Source organism: Bacillus sp. SJS (assembly GCF_000732485.2).
Classification (GTDB): Bacteria; Bacillota; Bacilli; order Bacillales; family Bacillaceae; genus Metabacillus_B; species Metabacillus_B sediminis.
The window spans coordinates 59,371-75,661 of the sequence record NZ_JAQV02000024.1; the positions used below are offsets into that span (position 1 = coordinate 59,371).

The following is a 16,291-nucleotide window of genomic DNA, read 5'->3' on the forward strand; positions in this document are numbered from 1 at the left end:
TGACAAGTATTAGGGTTTCAGAAGAGGAAACAAAGAACAGGATGATAAAAGAGGTGCACGATGAAAGAACCTAAACTTACCCGGCTGGAGATGTCAGGGCTGCTTCACGCACTTGATCTTCAGAATGGATTAGAGCTTGAGAATTTTCTCAGCAAATGGAATCAGCATGCCAGTGTAATTTTGCCGGATTTCGTAAAACGATTTAAACGCAGCAGCGGAGCCGTTACAGGACTCTCCACAAATGACATTGTTGCTCTAGGTAACCTTTGTGAGCTGACAACCTTTAAGTCCACATCCATTCAAAACTGGATTAAGCGCGACATCAAAGGCCTGATTGGGCACCCCGAGCTTGGAAAAAAATATTCGATTGACCAAGCTGTCATTCTGCTGATTGTAAGAGATCTAAAAGCCACCTATGATTTTGAAACAATCCGGAAAATGCTAAACAGGCTTTTCAACACCATTTCAGACAGGACAGACGACCTGATCAGCCCTGTTGATTATTATGAGGCATATGCGGTCGTACTGGATAAACTGCTCAATGAAGCTTTTCATTTTCCTCCAGCGAGTGATATTGAAGAAAAAATAGAGCTGGAAGCAGAGATTATCCGGACTGCATTTCCCTCTATACCGGATCAAAACTGGACGCTGATCAAACCAGTCCTCGTTCTGACTGTATTCTCTGTCCTCTACTCTCACCTGCTAAGCAGAGCTCAAGCATACCAGGAAAATCATCTGGATACGCTGTAACAAATGGAGCGAATTTTTCATTAAAAAAGACAGCAGAATGCTACCCGCTTTTCTAGCTTTCACCAGAGTACCTTCAGATATTACCTGCATGGTAAACTTAGTCCCTTGGTTTTCCATGAATAGTTTGAAACGTATGATTAAAAATAGAGGTACAGCCTTGAAGCTGTGATTGATTGTAAAAGAGGAAGGAGGAGAAGACGAAATGGCAAGAACAAATAAACTGCTCGTACCTGGAGCAGAACAAGCCCTTAACCAGTTTAAAATGGAAGTAGCACAAGAATTCGGAGTATCACTCGGAAAAGACACGACTTCCCGTTCAAATGGCTCTGTAGGCGGCGAGATGACAAAACGGCTTATTGCCCAGGCACAGCAAAGCCAGCATGGAAAAACTGAATAATAATGGATGGATCGCCGTGTTAATCTGCACGGCGATCATTATATGTAGAACACTGTACTTTAGAATGAGATTATTTCAGCTGATCTTGCTTTATGTTTTCTTCATTAGGCTCTATAAATGTGCTGCTATCAGATGCAGGATTCAATTCCTGCAGCGCCGGATCAGGCTCTTGATTAAGCCCTTGTTCCAGATTTTTTTCAGGCTCTTGCTCAAGATTGTTTTCATTTTTTTTAACGTCCGGTGCAGAATAATTTTCATCCGTTTTATTTGAAGGGCTCTTAACTCGCCCATTCAGTTTTTTTGCGTTGCTTTTTTCTTTATTATAGGGCTCTTCTGCAGCTTTTTGTATTTGCTTGTTTGCTTTGCGCTGATCCTTATTCTTTTCATTTTTACGAAATTCGTCTTTTAGCTGCTTATCTTTTTTTTTATTATTCTCATCTTCGTCATCATAATCCTCTGAATGAGAATCGTCGTTCTCTTCCTTTTCCCAATCATCCTCGCCAGAATCCTCATCTTCATGGATAAAGCCTCTTTGCTCTGTATTATTCTCATTGCGTTCCTGCTTAGGAGCAGGAATAGGAGCAGGCTCATCGCGTTTAGGCGGGACAGCTGGGGGCTGCTTCCCCTTCTTTTCCATTTCTTTTAAAGCCTTCGGGTCAGGCTCTTGTTTACCGGTGGCAGGTTTTTGTTTACTGGTGGCTGGTTTTTGGTCACGGCATGATGGTGCCTTGCACGTTTTATCATCTGATTCAGGTTTGCTTTCTTTCACTTTCGGAGCTGGAGTAATGGAATTGTCTGGTTTTTCGCCAGGTACAGGCTTGTTCTCTTTATCGTCAGAAGATTTGCCTCTCTTCTCAGACGGTTTGTGATTTCGAATGTACGTGCCTGTAGATACTCCTTCAGATTTCGCTTTTTTACGTGTTTCCATATCTGATTGAACGGTTTCGATTATAAGCGGATCTGCTTTGTATGTGCTTTTCATCATTTGCACACGATTGAGCAGATTTGCTTCGAATTTTTTATCATTCTTGCGGTCGACAACTGTGGTAATGAAGATTTCTTTGCCGCTTTTCGTATATCCCATTGTTCTGCTTTGATTAATGATGCTATTGACCACTGACTGGAAACCTTGTTTGTTCCAGTTAGGGAAAGATGAAAGAAGTTTCTCGCCGTCTTCATTCAGAGGCTCTAATTTAACCACTTCCATGTTTCCGTTGATCGCTAGCTCAAAGCTGGGATTGATATCGATCGTCATGTAGGCATAAACTTTGTCTGAATTAAAAACTGGATACAAGCTGAAGAAAATTAAAATAATAGCGATAGCTGTAACAAATCCAATCCTTAATTGCTGCAACCCGAATAAGCCACGGCGTTTTGGAGAAGCAGCTCTGGACGCTTCGGCAGCGTTAAACGTAATTTCTTCTCCTAGCTGATAGTGGCTTTTCACATCCCGGGTTTTGACAAAGTGCCCGTCTGCTGTAAGGACAATTGCAAAATCATCCTTCAGATCGATGATGACCCCTCGTTTCATGCTTCAAGCACTCCTTTAATGTAATCCTTAAGATAAAGATAGTCCCCAGTCATAATAACGGCCATGGCGATAATGTACTTTCTATTCCGTTCCACGGTTTTTCGGCTAACGGAAACAAGTTTTTCCAGCTGCTTGACCGGGAGCTGTTTTTTCTGAAAAAGAATTTTTACTAATTCATCATGCTCAACAAGTATTTGCGCAACTTGAATTGCATTCTGCCTTGCATCAATATGCTTTGGAGAATGATCAATCAGGTCCGCAATGGTCAAGCTGAATTCTTTAAGGACTCCCTGAAAATGGAGGATCTCTTCTTTCCTGTGTTCCTGTTCTACTAACTTTTGATATTCATCAATGGATAAATCCGCTTCAATTTTACTTTGGGATGCTTCTCCCTCTTCATGTTCCTGCAAATCCATATTGACGGTTTGTGCATTTCGGGCTTCTTTACGGATATAATCAATCACTTTTCTCTTAATGATCAGTTCTGCAAATGCAAGGAGTGAGTTTCCCCGCTCTGTTGAATACTTTTCAATGGCTTCATTGAAGGCGATTAATCCTATACTGAATTCATCATCTGTTTCGTCTATGTACCTTTTGCAAACAGATGAAACGGTCTTTGCAATAAAGGGTTTATATTGGTCGATCAATTTATTTTGCAAATCCAAATCTCCATTTTGGATTTTGAACACGCTGTCTTCTAGTGTATTTTTTTTCCTGCCATATTTGAATAAAAGGCTGAGCAACGGTTTCACCTCAGTTTCTCCCGATCATACTGCGTTAATCATAGCTAAATTATGAATAGAGCGCAAAGGAAGAAATTTGGAATTATCTATATAACCCGCACCAATGCTTGATACAGCCCTTTTTCACAGACGAAAAAACATGGATTCAAAAGACATCTTTACATCATTTCAGCCATTTTTTTATCAAAAGCCTACTGTATAAGGGGTTTCGTATGGTTTTGTTACTGTAATGTAACTTTAATGAAATATTATTTCCTGAAAAGAGATTCACCGTGACCGTTCTGAATAGACACCAAAAAGGTTTAATTACCCACGACTAATGACACACATACTATATCCTTTAAATGACGTTTTCACCTCCTACTAATACGTTTCGCCCTTTATAGACTGTTTAAGGGGGAGACCTGAAAAAAACTTTTCTTTTGAGTCTAAATACCCGATGAAGTCTGTTTTAAAAAACTTTCAAAACTCTTTCGTACGTTGAGTTTCCGGATACCGTAATAGATTTGTAACAAAACAAGCCACAAGAATGGAGCTGTTATCGGGAACGTGCTATTGGACAGGCAATCTTTCTGCCCTGTTATGTCTCACCCTTCCTGCTGCTTCAAGAACCAGTAAGACGCCCCCCCTTCAGACAGACTGTCCATTGCCAAAGCACCAATGAGGCAAAATAAAACCCCAAGATCACTCATACCGCGAGCGTTCTTGGGGCCGTTTTTCTCAATTGGTTTTTTAAAAACAAATCCTTTTTTTATTCATTTTCTGCTCTTTTTAATGGTTCTGAATCCTCTTCATCTTGGACTTCAACGTCTTTGGATAGGAACCATCCTCCGACGGCAATTCCCGCTAATACTGTCCAGAAAATACCCTTCCAAAGCGGAGATTCAATAAAATGTTTAGAAATGACATTTATTTCAGGATGAGCCAATGTATATAATGCAAGCTTAACCCCTACCCAGCCGACAATTAAGAAGGCTGCAGATTCCAGGTTGGGCTTCTTTTTAAGCAATTTAACAAACGCATTCGCGGCAAATCTCATAATCACAACACCGATTAATCCACCGGCTAGAATGATTAAAAACTGTCCCCCGTCTAACCCGCCAATCTCAGGAAGGTTCGTAGGAGATAGCGTGACAGCCAAAGCAACTGCTGCCAAAATTGAATCTACAGCAAATGCCAGGTCTGCCAATTCAACTTTTAAGACAGTTCCCCAAAAACCAGATTGCTTTTTCGGGTTGCTTATTTCAGCATCATCTTTCTTTAAAACATGTTTTTTCACTAAATGATTAATCGAAATGTACAGTAAGTATAGAGCTCCAATAGCTTGTACCTGCCAAACGTTGACAAGGAATGAAATAGCAAATAACGCTCCAAATCTTAAAACAACAGCTCCGGCTAATCCATAAAACAATGCTTTTTTACGCTGCTCTTCTGGTAAATGCTTGACCATTACAGCCATTACCAGAGCATTGTCTGCTGCCAGGATTCCTTCAAGAACGATTAGAATGAGCAGGACCCAGCCATACTCGAGAAACAATGATGCATCCATATTTTTTCTTCCTCCTAATGGGTTTTCCCCTCTCGGCGACCCATTAGCGGACATAAAAATAGACCTTTGCCGCTAATGGGCAAAGGTCTTGCTGAACATGGTTGATAAATCATGTCAACAAAGCCGATGGATACATATCCATGAATTGACGACTTTGTTTACAGGTGCATGCACCTGACCGGCTACTCCCCTTTGACTGAGAGAGAATACTATTTTGTTATGTTCATATTATCCTATCCTGGTAAACTTGTCAATCCATAACATTGTCCGTTCTAAACAAAGAAGACTCGTACATACACTTTTTAATGACTCAAAAGGCGATAGGAAGGGTGCATAGGCGATGAATTGGCTCGAAGCTGCCATACTTGGTTTGATCCAGGGATTGACTGAATTTTTGCCTGTCAGCAGTACTGGGCACTTATATCTCGGCCGTAAACTATTTGGACTTCAGGATGCCGGACTATTTTTGGATACCATGCTCCATATTGGAACGTTCATTGCTCTGGTTGTCTTTTATAAAGATATTTTGTGGGAAATGGCTAAACGGCCATTCAGCAGGATCGTATTTCTTTTAGCCGCAGGAACCATCCCTGCTGTTGCTGCAGGTCTTTTATTCAAAGATTTTTTTGATGGAATCTCCAAAACCGGAATGACAATTGGCTGGGAGTTTATATTCACAGCCGTATTTCTTCTATATGCTGATCAGATAAAAAAAGGGGATCGCAAACTGGACGATCTCAATCTTTCAGATGCTATATGGATCGGTTCATTTCAGGCACTGGCTATTTTCCCTGCTGTATCCCGCTCTGGTCTGACCATCGCAGGAGCTCTTATGAGGGGAATTGATAAAAAGACGGCTGCCTATTTTTCCTTCCTGCTTTCTATTCCAGCTGTTTTTGGCGCTTTGCTATTCCAGCTCAAGGATTTGGCAGAATATACAGGGCCTTCCATCGGTTTTCCCTCTATGCTGATTGCTACTACAACTTCAGCTATTTTTGGGTATTTGGCTGTCGCTTTCATGATTAGTTTTGTCAAGAAACATTCCTTGAAGTGGTTTGCGCTATATGTTTTTGGATTGGGAGCGGGGATTTTGCTTCTTCAGGGGTTAAAAATCTTTTAGGATGTCTTGGCAGAAGGCTGTTTTCTCAAAGAGCTGCTTAAAATGATTCGGTGCCGTGTTTTTAAGATTCCAGCTGTATACTTGGGAAATGCAGTCTCCCCCTTCTGTTCCCAAAAAAAACAATCCTGAGGAGAAAAATGAAACCCAAGTTCACGTAGAGAGCTTGAGTTTCATTTCTAACATTTTTATTCTGCAGGGCTTTCCTTACTGCCCATTCTTGTTATTTAGATTGTTTCATAATTTCCCGATATGCTTTCGCTGCGGCTTTCCAGTTTTTATCGGACCCGAACACAGTTTGGAATAGAACTTTATATGGTTTGTATTTCCCGCGGTACGGATACCATTGAATTTCGGAGCTGCGTTTCCCCGTGTCCGTCATAACGGACTTCTCATGGCAGAAGATTCTCAGGCCGCCTTCCCCATGATACCGGCCAATTCCGCTTTGCTTCGCCCCTCCGAATGGGAGATTGGGATTCATAACGGTCAGCATAACATCATTTACAACCGCATTTCCCGTAACAAGCTTCGATACTACCCGTTCAGCCCTCTCAATATCTGACGACCAGACGCTCGCATTCAAGCCATAAACCGTCCCATTTGCAAGCTCAACGGCTTCTTCTTCCGTATCAAAAGGCATAATCGGCATGACCGGGCCGAATGTTTCCTCCTGCATGATCTCCATATCCTGATCAACGTCAATCAGAACCATAGGTTTTATAAACATGCTGTCCTCTTCCCATTCCGCCGGGATGCTGCCCGCTGCAAGTTTAGCTCCATTGTTCACTGCATCAGCGACCTGCTTCTTGACAACGTCAACCTGATGCGGGAAAGTCATGGATCCAATATCATCATTTAAAGAGGATCCCTGCTTCAACTTCATGGTCAGCTCCTGTACTTTCCTCACAAATGTCTGATAAACTGCACGCTGCACGTAAACCCTTTCCGTACTCATGCATACCTGGCCGCTATTTGTAAATGCTCCCCACACTGCCGCTTTTGCTGCCCTGTCGAGGTTCGCATCATCAAATACAATCAGCGGATCTTTCCCCCCCAGTTCCAGAGTTGTTGGAATAAGATCCTTTGCAGCCTGCTCCTGAATTATTTTCCCGGTTTTAACAGAGCCGGTAAAAAAGATATAATCCGGTTTTTCCTTCACAAGCGCTTCTCCCAGTTCCTTGCCGCCCTGCGCGACCTGAACAATACCTCCCGGGAATCCCGCTTCCTTAAATAACAGCTCAATCAGTTTCCCAGTTAGCGGGGTTATTTCGGAAGGCTTTAAAATGACCGAGTTTCCCCCTGCGAGCGCGCTCAATACCGGGACCATCGCCAGCTGAAGCGGGTAATTCCATGGTGAAATGATCAGAACCGTTCCTCTAGCCATATATTCAATGTAGCTTTTCTTGCCCCAAAAAAGGACGGGGGTTGTCTGGTTTTGCCTCCCCAATACGGTTTCGGCTGTTTTCTCCAGATGCTGGATCGAGTCAATAACCGGCATAATATCAGTAGCAAGCGCCTCCGCTTTCGGTTTCCCCGTATCCGCATGAATGATTGTCGTGATTTGGTCCAGTTTTGAAGCCATAAGCAGGCGAAGCGTTTTATAGTAAGCAAGCCTCTCTTTTAATGATTTATCCTGCCACTCTTTTTGGGCGTGCTCTGCCTGTTGGAAAATCCGTCCAGCTTCACTCAGCTGAACCTCCTCGATTTCTTTAATCTCAGAACCTGTTGCAGGGTTAATGGCTTTAAGCATGAATTTTCTCCTCCTTGGCAAATTGGGTTTCTTTATAGTAATGAACGAGTTTATGTCCGTATTCCCTTATATTTGGACAATCAATCCCTGACCCTTCCAAATGGTGCAGTAAATTGGAGCAGTCATAGCGCACATCATACTGAAAGTAATCGAGGGCTTCTTTGCGAGTGCCGAGCCAATTGCAAACAGCCTTCGAAGACAGGCCTAATTTTGCAGCACCGGGAGAAATGCTCCCCTTGGTTTTCCTGTTCAGCAGCTCTTTTAAAAAGAGATCATACAGTTCGCCAATTGTTCCGGGGTTCGGATCTGTCACATGGAACGTATGGCCCGCAGCCTCTTTCCTTAAAGATAAATAGAGGACCGCGCTCACCAGAAAGTCGACAGGCACCGTATTAAACAATACATTCCCCTTCCCTATTCTTGGTGTAGCAGGAAGGAACTTAAGCTTACTGAACATATTGAGCATATAATAGGGGCCATCAAACTTACTTGTTTCACCTGTTTTCGAATTCCCGGTGACAATACCAGGTCTGATAATAACAACCGGCATTTTATTCATCCGTGTTCTGACGAGTTTTTCGGCCAGATACTTCGTTGATTCATAATGGTTTTTGAAGCTATGCCGATTCTCTAAATCCTCTTCAAAAACTTCTCCTGTCCTCTTGCCGGACACATAAGCGGTACTGAAGTATGTAAAGCATTCCAAGTTGAGTGTAAGCGCCCATTCTATAACATTCTCTGTCCCTGTTACATTTACCTTTTTTGCAAATTCCTCATCTACACCCAGGTCATATATAGCTGCCAGATGAAAAACATGAGTTACTTCCTGCTCAAGACCCTTTAAAATGGCTGGGTTTATATTCAAACCTTCTTTTGTTATATCTCCAGTTACAGCCTCTGCCTTACCTGCTGCAAGGAGATTAAGTTCTTCGTTTGCACGCTCCGCAAATTCCGGCAGCACCAGCACATAATAATAATCGAAAAGATTTTGCTGAACGGCTTCTTTAATTAATTCCCTGGATATGAAGCCCGGGAAACCTGTAATGAAACATTTTTTCATGTTGTTCCCTCCTCTTCCTGATTTTGCATATTTTTTTATTCATCATACCATGTGAACGTATACAAACTAGAACTATAAAATGAAACCTCAATCAGGAGGATTCACTTAGATGATGCATTCAGGAATAAATGACCGAGGAGGAAAAATGTATGCATACGATGTGGAAGGGTTCCATTCGGTTTGGCTTAGTTAACATTCCAGTGAAGCTCTATGCAGCAACGGAGGATAAAGACGTAAAATTAAGAAGTCTTCATAAAGAATGCCATACACCAATCAAATATGAAAAAAAATGCCCGAATTGCGACCGTGAACTGGAAGCAGATGACATCGTCAAAGGATATGAATATGTGAAAGGAAAATTTGTCATTTTATCAGAAGAAGATTTAAAGGATATGAAGGAGGAGCATGCAGATAAGGCCGTTGAGATTGTTGATTTTGTAAAACTGGAAGATATTGATCCCATCTACTTCAACAGGAGTTATTTCTTAGGTCCTGGAGATAACGGTTCAAAGGCTTATGCTTTATTAAGGGAGGCCCTGAAGCAATCAGGAAAAATAGGGATTGCCGAAATGACCATTCGGTCCAAGCAGCAAATGGCTGTTGTCAGGGTTTATAAAAATTGCCTCGTTATGGAAACAATCCATTATCCTGATGAAGTCCGTTCTGCAGAAGAAGTCCCATCTGTTCCAGCACAAACTGATATACAGAAAAAAGAACTCGACACGGCTATGATGCTGATTGATCAGCTCACAGCAGAGTTTGATCCGCAGCAGTACAAAGATGATTACAGAGAGGCTATGCTCCGCTTGATCCAAAGCAAAATCGATCAAAATGAAGGGACTGCCGTTCCTGAAGATGCCCCAAGAGAAAATGTGGTCGATCTGATGAGCCAGCTTCAGGCAAGCATTGAAAAATCAAAACCGAAAAAAGCGAAGGAATCTGCAGCAGAATCCAATAAAGAACCCGCCTCAACAGGGAAAAAGATGCGGACAGCAAGGAAAAAGGCTTAATTTTTCAAAACAATCCATTGCGCCGCCTCCCAAAGCGTCGGAAATTGAGCTTCCCCCAAGCCGGGCTGATTGCCGATAAACAAAACATGAGTACCAGCGCCTTTTCCAGCTGACATATCCGGCTCCCGATCGCCGATCATGTAGGAGCGGGAAAGGTCGATTTTAAAGCGCTCAGCAAGCGAAAGAATCATTCCCGGCTCCGGTTTTCGGCAAAGACAGCCGCTGTTTGGAACGTGTGTGCAGCTCGCCGTTTCCTGGATGACTCCTCCTTTTTCAGCAATCTGGCGGATCATCTCATTGTGCACTTGATTCAGCTGGTACTCTGTCATAAACCCAAGTCCAACGCCGCCCTGATTGGTTACAACGTATACGAGGTAGCCGTGATCATTCAACAGTTTTACGGCCTCACCTGCACGGTCCAAAAGATAAAACTGATCTGGACGGTTTACAAATTTAACTCTGTCGGTCAGCACTTCATTTATGACCCCGTCCCGATCAAGAAATACAGCTTTTTTCAGTGATTTGGCTCCTTTCTTATTCCCGCTTCTCACATATTATCCGAGGTGATTTAATTGAAACCGATGCTCCCTGTCCTCGCCTCTGAGCTTCCGGCAGGACCCGAATGGGCTTACGAAGTGAAGTATGATGGCTTTCGCGCCATTTTATACATAGAAAGGGACTTCATCACTCTCATCAGCCGGAATGGAAAGGATTTAAGTATTCTTTTTCCGGAAATTTTAGAGTTTGTCCATAAGCTCATGCCTTCTATCCAGCCGTTCCTCCCGGTTACTCTAGATGGTGAACTCGCTTCACTCCGTTCATCTCTTTCCGCTGATTTTATGGATATTCAAGTAAGAGGACGTTTGAAATCAGCGAATCGAATTCAGCAAGCTTCTGCTAATGATCCGTGCAAGCTGCTTGTATTCGATTTGCTTCACTACAAGGGAAGATCGCTTATGAACGAACCTTATTCTCTAAGGAAAGGACAGCTCGAGGTATTTTTCAAAGAGCTGAAGCTTCCCATTCATACATCTGCGGACTCTGCTGAACTTCTCCAAATGGTCCCCTCCTATAAGAAGGCAAGTCATCTATGGGGACTCATTGAACTTCACGGAGCAGAAGGAATCGTGGCAAAGCACAAAAATGGGAAATGGACAGCTGGGGCAAGAACGGAAACATGGAAAAAGGTAAAGAACTATAGAAGGTCCACCCTTTTTATTACAGGATACGATGAAAAAAACGGATATTTTAATACAGGGCTGTTCAAAAATGGCCAGGTATTCTCGCTTGGCTCATTTTCGCATGGACTAACCGGACAGGAACGAGAGGCTCTTATTCAAACAATTAAAAAGAACGCTTCTTCCTCTAGCGGCCAGGTTTATCAGGTTGCACCTGCTATTTGCGTTTATGTTAATTTCCTTTCTTTTTACAAAGAACAGCTTAGGGAACCATCCTTTGCTTCATTCAACTTCAAAGCAGATCCTGCGCAATGCACTTGGGAACAATTTCAGCTGGATGCAGCACCCATTCATCATGAGGTTCTGCTCACCCACACGGATAAGCCTATTTGGAATGAACCAGCAATTAATAAGCTTCAATATATCCTTTACTTATTAAATATTGCTCCATATATGCTGCCTCTTTTAAGAAATCGGACACTTACGCTAATCCGTTATCCTCATGGTTCCTCCGGAGAACGATTTTACCAGAAGAACAAGCCCGATTACGCCCCCGATTTTATTCAATCGGCCCGTGCTGATGGCATTGATTATATGCGCTGTGAGTTTCTATCGGACCTAATTTGGCTTGGCAATCAGCTTGCTCTGGAATTCCATTTGCCCTTCCAGAGAATTTCGGATTCCCACCCTGTGGAAATTGTTTTTGATCTTGATCCGCCTTCAAGGGACGAATTTGAGCTCGCAATTTTTGCCGCACAGCAGCTTGAAAAGCTATTCAGGGAATTTAATCTCGATTCCTTCCCTAAACTCTCAGGCGGAAAAGGCATTCAAATCCATATCCCTCTTTCCGGTAAAAATTTGAGCTTTAGCGATACAAGATTGTTTACAGCATTCTTCGCTGACTTTTTAACAAAGCAGTTCCCTGAAAAATTTACAACTGAGCGCTTGAAAAAGAACCGCGGAGGCAAGCTTTACGTAGATTTTCTTCAGCACGCAGAAGGTAAGACCATCATTGCCCCATATTCCCCCAGAGGTGCTGAAGGAGCCTGCATCGCCGCTCCCCTTTTATGGGAGGAAGTAACTGAAGGTCTTTCACCTATGAATTATACGATTGCAACCATTTTTGACCATCTAAATAAAAGAGGCTGCCCGCTCAAGCACTATTTTCATAGCCCTCAAGACGAAACAGTCTCTAAAATCATCTCATTTATTAACGGAAATGGTTAGGAAATATATTGTTTGCTCAGCATTTCAGTAATTTGGTCGTGGGGCAGGGGCCTGCTGAATAAGAACCCCTGCATATGATGACAGCCGTGGGCTTCTAAAAATGCAGCCTGCACTTCTGATTCGACCCCTTCTGCAATCATTTGCAGTCCCAAATTTTCAGCCAAGCCGATAATCGCTTTAATTACGATTTCGTCCTGCTTGCTGCTCAGCATATTATGGACAAAGCTCCTGTCGATTTTAATTTTATCCAGTGGAAGCTGAGTTAAATAGCTCAGAGAACTATAGCCTGTTCCAAAATCATCAATACTCAAATGAATTTTGATATTTTTCAGCTCACGTATAGTTCTGATAAAGGTCTCACTATTATGCATAGACAGGCTTTCTGTAAACTCCAGCTCGAAATGTTCCGGAATAATACTGTTATCACGGAGAACATTGGTTACCATCGGCACCAAATCAGGCTGATAAAATTGTTTGACGGATAAATTCATACTCAGCCGCAGGTCCGGAGACTTGGTTTTCTGCCAATGCCGCAGCTGACGGCAGGCTTCCTGCATGCTCCATTTCCCAATATCAATAATCAGACCCGTCTCTTCCGCAATCGGAATGAACTCAGCGGGCGAAATAATACCCAGTGCCGGATGATTCCATCTAAGGAGAACCTCCATTCCTGTAATTTGATTCGTCCTTGTATCAAACTGAGGCTGATAATAGAGAAGAAATTCATTCCGCCTTAATGCGTGCATGAGTTCTTTTTGTAAAAAATAGCGTCTTTCTATTTCCTGGCTTTTCTCTTCATTGTATCTGCCGAGTGCTGATTCCTTGCTGATCTTTAAGGCAAGGTCACTTTTTTTCAAAAGCATATCCGGGTGTGTTCCATGATCCGGATAAATCGCCACGCCAAAACTGACCTGAACATGATATTCCTGGTCATCTATGATATACCGTTTCTTAAAAGCCTTTGCCATCTCACCGGCGATTGTATAGAAAAAGTCGGTATCTTGGAGGCGATGTACAATTACAACAAATTCATCGTTGAAAAACCTGCCAACAAAAAATTGCTTCGGCACGAGCTTCCGCAATTCCCCGCCAATTTCACGAATAATGGCATCGCCTGTTCTTTTGCCAAACATTTCATTAATATATTTAAAACGATCAATATTAACTTTTATAATAGCCGTCCGCTCGATTTCCTGAGATGTGATATATTCAAGCTTTTCCATCACCATGCGGTCGTTTGGAAGCATCGTCAATTCATCATAATAGGAAGAATGGGCAATCTTTTCTTCCGCCCGTTTCATTTCAGTCACATCACGTAAATTGAGGAAAAACCCTTGAATGGTCCCTTCAAGAAGGATAGGGACGGATGTTACTTTACAGATTCTTTCTCCTTGTAGAATAATTTCTCTTGTATGAGGTAAATAGGCGTCATTCGTGTGGGAAAGGATGATTTCTTCCTTCTGCCATTCGCTTTTCGTCAGAATGGAGGAGTAGTGACTGCCCGAAAATCCATCTTGCGGCCGATTGAACAATTCCGACGCAGAATCATTGGCATACAAAATCATGCCGCTGCAGTCGATTCGCAAAATCGCATCCGGATGATATTTATACAGATATTCAAAGGAGTTATCCCTTACCTGGACAGGTTTGTTGACTTCTGCTTTGAACTCAGGAGACATTGGATTCACAAGGCTCTCCCTCCTTTCTTAAAACAGATTATATTCTTTCTATCGTCAAAATCCTGCATATATGAAGGGTAAATAGTCTCATTCTTCCTTTTAAAGAGTATTTTGTTTAAAATGGCGTCTATTGCTCACACTATCTGTAATGTCTATATTCGGGAGACTTGCTATATGCCTAATATTTTCGGGTATCTACTTATTTTGGTCTTTTCAGTTGGATTATTTGCTGTTTGCCTGATCAAAGACAAGAGAGGTTCTCTCATTTTATGGCTCTTTAATTCTGGTCTTTGCTATTTATTTGAACTCATCGTTTACGTTTTATTTAACTGTTACATTTACAAACCTAATGTTTTCAGGGATTCATTTATCGACAGTACATTTGGATCAATCTTCAGCCAGGGGCTTTCCGTACCAATAGCAGCCGCTTTTGGTTCCATATACAATATTAAGGCACGATATACGGCAGGATTTGCTCTGTTTTTTTCATTAATTGAGATTCTGTTTCTCACCCTTGATATTTATGAGCATCATTGGTGGCGGACGTACTACACGTTCTTTCTAATTCCAGTCTTATTTTATCTATCCAAAGCATGGTACAGTCTGTTAAAAAGGGAGCTTCGGCTCGTCATCATCCTCACCCAATATGTCTGTATGATCACTATTTCCATTACTGTAACATGGCTCCTTTATGCTCTGCAGCCAACTATTATTTTTATGACTGGACTATTCGCAGAAAGCAGCAGGGATCATACCTTTGCAAACGGAATTTACAGCATTTTCATATCAATATTATATACAGCCATTCCTTATTCCCGCCGTTTATCTTGGAAAATTCTGTACTTCCTCAGTATATTACTGGCAGACTGCTTACTTTTTAGGCTGCATATTTTAACAATCCATAACTCCACAGATGCCGTATCCCTGGCAGCCACCCATTTGTTTTTCATAGGCTGCAGCCTCTTGTTGAAAAGACTGCTTTTCCGAACTTAACACTTGGTTTGTCCATCAAACAGATTTTAAACCTGCAATCGGTGCTTTGAAATCTGATAGGTCTTTGCTAGCTTCCTCCCAATATGCTCTTGCTCCCAAGTTGCTGGCGGTAAACCTCCTAACCTCCAATGCCTGAGGGGTCTAATCTGTCAGGCTGGTCCATTTGAAGTCTCACTCCTTCTGCACTATTCAGCCTAGTCCATATTTTTTCTGAATATTTGTTTGGAAATACAAAACCCCCGGGACTTAGCGACCCAGGGGTTTACAATTCACTTTTACATATGGAAGGTATTTACAAAAAATTCCCTTTATGGACTGGTTACCTGAAAAGCAGATGCTGGCTATGCAGTCCCGCTTTTTTCAGCAGCTGATTCAGCTGTTCCTGTTCCTCACTTGATAATCCAGAAAAAGCCCGCGTAATTCTCAAAGCATGAATCGGGTAGATTTCATCGAGGTATGCCTCCCCTTTTTCCGTCAGCTTGGCATAAATGGAACGTTTATCCCGCGGATCCTGCTGTCTGACAATGTACTCATTCTTCTCAAGTTTATCAATTACATACGTAACATTTCCGCTAACAAGAAGCAGCCTCGATCCAATCTGCTGAAGCTTCTGCGGGCCTTTCGTATACAGCAATTCAAGAACCGCAAACTCTGTTGGATTAAACCCATGCTCCTTGCTATCTCTAATCGAATGCTCCGAAATACTTTTAAACGCTTTAGCAAAAACCCTGAAAAGGGCCAATGCACGGTCAGTCTCTTCCTGAGTGTAAGAAAATCTCATAGAATCATCGCCCTCTTAAATATTCTCAAAATTCTCAAATTTTATCTTTATTTTACTATGAAGAGGGCAATATTTAAAGAACGATTTTTCAAAAGAATTCTTTAAGACTTTATACTCGTTTAGAATAGGGCATTTGCAGGGGATTGAAGGAATATTCACTGGCTAAATGCAATAGAAGGAGAAATCCCTGCATAAGAAAAGGAACCTGCCTGTTCAGGGGCAAATTCCTTACTGTGCAGCGGGCTTCCGTTTGATTGCCGGAATACTATGATAAAAATACACGTACTCATTTTTCAGCTCTGAAATCGTCATTTTCTGAAGTACATCGCTGTTGTAGACGCCTATCGCAAGCAGCTTTTGGGAGTAATAATTTCTTTGTTCCTCAAGAGCGAATTTTAATAGGTTGCTCATCACACTTTCCCCTCTCCATGTTTCTTTAATCTTACTCCTACAATACCCAATGATTGTAAGCAGACGGTTAATCCATTGTAAAAATTGCATCACCTGATATTAAGATTGTTTAAAA

Annotated in this window: 15 protein-coding genes; 6 read left to right on the plus strand and 9 right to left on the minus strand. The window is 42.1% G+C overall.

What is annotated here, in order from left to right; translation table 11 throughout:
* Positions 1-60 precede the first annotated feature (60 nt).
* Both AS29_RS14770 and AS29_RS14775 read left to right on the plus strand, forming a co-directional pair.
* On the plus strand, positions 61-750 hold the full coding sequence (locus AS29_RS14770) for a DUF1836 domain-containing protein (RefSeq protein WP_035409003.1): 690 nt from the start codon (positions 61-63) through the stop codon (positions 748-750).
* 202 nt (positions 751-952) lie between these two features.
* Positions 953-1,147, plus strand: coding sequence for an alpha/beta-type small acid-soluble spore protein (locus tag AS29_RS14775; protein ID WP_035409005.1), 195 nt, complete (start codon positions 953-955; stop codon positions 1,145-1,147).
* 70 nt (positions 1,148-1,217) lie between these two features.
* On the opposite strand, the gene AS29_RS14780 is transcribed toward AS29_RS14775, so the two are convergent.
* From AS29_RS14780 to AS29_RS14790, 3 genes are all read right to left on the minus strand, one after another.
* Positions 1,218-2,678, minus strand: a complete 1,461-nt coding sequence (locus AS29_RS14780) for an anti-sigma factor domain-containing protein (RefSeq protein WP_051860719.1) — start codon at positions 2,676-2,678, stop codon at positions 1,218-1,220.
* Positions 2,675-3,430, minus strand: a complete 756-nt coding sequence (gene sigI, locus AS29_RS14785; RefSeq protein WP_035409006.1) for an RNA polymerase sigma factor SigI — start codon at positions 3,428-3,430, stop codon at positions 2,675-2,677. Before sigI ends, AS29_RS14780 begins: the two co-directional genes overlap by 4 nt.
* Positions 3,431-4,172: 742 nt before the next feature.
* Complete coding sequence (locus tag AS29_RS14790; RefSeq protein WP_035409008.1) at positions 4,173-4,970, minus strand: TerC family protein; 798 nt, start codon at positions 4,968-4,970, stop codon at positions 4,173-4,175.
* Between the two features lie 340 nt (positions 4,971-5,310).
* On the opposite strand from AS29_RS14790, the gene AS29_RS14795 reads away from it, so the two are divergent.
* Positions 5,311-6,090 (plus strand): undecaprenyl-diphosphate phosphatase, encoded by a 780-nt coding sequence (locus AS29_RS14795; protein WP_035409010.1) that lies wholly within the window; start codon positions 5,311-5,313, stop codon positions 6,088-6,090.
* Between the two features lie 220 nt (positions 6,091-6,310).
* Here AS29_RS14795 and AS29_RS14800 read toward each other — a convergent pair whose 3' ends face one another.
* Positions 6,311-7,837, minus strand: a complete 1,527-nt coding sequence (locus AS29_RS14800) for an aldehyde dehydrogenase family protein (protein WP_035409012.1) — start codon at positions 7,835-7,837, stop codon at positions 6,311-6,313.
* Positions 7,830-8,897 (minus strand): SDR family oxidoreductase, encoded by a 1,068-nt coding sequence (locus AS29_RS14805; RefSeq protein WP_035409013.1) that lies wholly within the window; start codon positions 8,895-8,897, stop codon positions 7,830-7,832. Before AS29_RS14805 ends, AS29_RS14800 begins: the two co-directional genes overlap by 8 nt.
* 149 nt (positions 8,898-9,046) lie before the next feature.
* Here AS29_RS14805 and ku point away from each other — a divergent pair, with 149 nt between their 5' ends.
* Positions 9,047-9,907 (plus strand): non-homologous end joining protein Ku, encoded by an 861-nt coding sequence (gene ku, locus AS29_RS14810; RefSeq protein WP_035409015.1) that lies wholly within the window; start codon positions 9,047-9,049, stop codon positions 9,905-9,907.
* Here the strand turns inward: ku and AS29_RS14815 are convergent.
* Positions 9,904-10,425 carry a D-glycero-alpha-D-manno-heptose-1,7-bisphosphate 7-phosphatase gene (locus tag AS29_RS14815; protein WP_035409338.1) on the minus strand — a complete coding sequence of 174 codons (522 nt, stop codon included), beginning with the start codon at positions 10,423-10,425 and terminating at the stop codon, positions 9,904-9,906. The two genes, ku and AS29_RS14815, sit on opposite strands and share 4 nt — an antisense overlap.
* A gap of 63 nt (positions 10,426-10,488) precedes the next feature.
* Here AS29_RS14815 and AS29_RS14820 point away from each other — a divergent pair, with 63 nt between their 5' ends.
* The gene (locus AS29_RS14820) at positions 10,489-12,312 is read left to right on the plus strand and encodes a DNA ligase D (RefSeq protein ID WP_051860744.1); all 1,824 of its coding nucleotides are present in this window, start codon (positions 10,489-10,491) and stop codon (positions 12,310-12,312) included.
* Here the strand turns inward: AS29_RS14820 and AS29_RS14825 are convergent.
* On the minus strand, positions 12,309-13,991 hold the full coding sequence (locus tag AS29_RS14825) for a sensor domain-containing protein (protein WP_231889964.1): 1,683 nt from the start codon (positions 13,989-13,991) through the stop codon (positions 12,309-12,311). The genes AS29_RS14820 and AS29_RS14825 overlap by 4 nt on opposite strands.
* Positions 13,992-14,165: 174 nt before the next feature.
* Here AS29_RS14825 and AS29_RS14830 point away from each other — a divergent pair, with 174 nt between their 5' ends.
* Positions 14,166-14,984, plus strand: a complete 819-nt coding sequence (locus AS29_RS14830) for a hypothetical protein (RefSeq protein ID WP_035409022.1) — start codon at positions 14,166-14,168, stop codon at positions 14,982-14,984.
* 319 nt (positions 14,985-15,303) lie between these two features.
* Here the strand turns inward: AS29_RS14830 and AS29_RS14835 are convergent, their stop codons facing one another.
* Together AS29_RS14835 and AS29_RS14840 are read right to left on the minus strand one after the other, a co-directional pair.
* Positions 15,304-15,765: a MarR family winged helix-turn-helix transcriptional regulator gene (locus AS29_RS14835; protein ID WP_035409024.1), complete on the minus strand. Its 462-nt coding sequence runs from the start codon at positions 15,763-15,765 to the stop codon at positions 15,304-15,306.
* Positions 15,766-15,993: 228 nt separating this feature from the next.
* Complete coding sequence (locus tag AS29_RS14840; RefSeq protein WP_035409026.1) at positions 15,994-16,176, minus strand: Fur-regulated basic protein FbpA; 183 nt, start codon at positions 16,174-16,176, stop codon at positions 15,994-15,996.
* Positions 16,177-16,291 lie beyond the last annotated feature (115 nt).